Here is a 413-nt window from a genome sequence, read left to right as displayed (position 1 = left end):
TCGACTCCGTAGCGGTCACGGTACTCGTCAACGAAGGCGTTCAGGGTTTGTTGCGGCGGTCGAGCTCCGCCTGGGCAAAATACGCACTGGCCAGGCGCAGAATCTCGTTCGCTTTGCGCAGTTCCCGGTTCTCGCGTTCCAGAGCCTTGATGCGCTCTCGTTCCTCGGTCGTCTGGCCGGGGCGGTGGCCAATATCAGTCTGGTGTTTGCGTATCCAGCCATGCAGCGTCTGGGGGACACAGCCGATCTTGGGCGCAATGGATTCGATGGCTGCCCATTCGGAGGGGTAGTCCTTCAGGTTCTCCAGAACCATGCGCACAGCACGTTCACGGACTTCAGGGGAATAGCTATTAGATTTCTTCATGCCTCATTCTCTCAAGAGTTGAGGCCTCCACGAAACCCGGTGCGATTCA

General features: G+C 58.1%; 1 pseudogene and 1 other annotated feature. The pseudogene reads right to left on the bottom strand.

Annotated elements, in window-relative coordinates:
- Positions 1–86 (bottom strand) — a sequence feature (AL1L pseudoknot). This feature is flagged as partial in the annotation.
- Positions 1–364: pseudogene (locus tag INT39_RS23075) on the bottom strand (transposase); the annotation flags it as partial. (Overlaps the previous feature by 86 nt.)
- Positions 365–413: the final 49 nt, after the last annotated feature.

This window comes from Pseudomonas sp. FME51, assembly GCF_014897305.1.
This window is presented reverse-complemented; position numbering and strand designations above follow the sequence as displayed.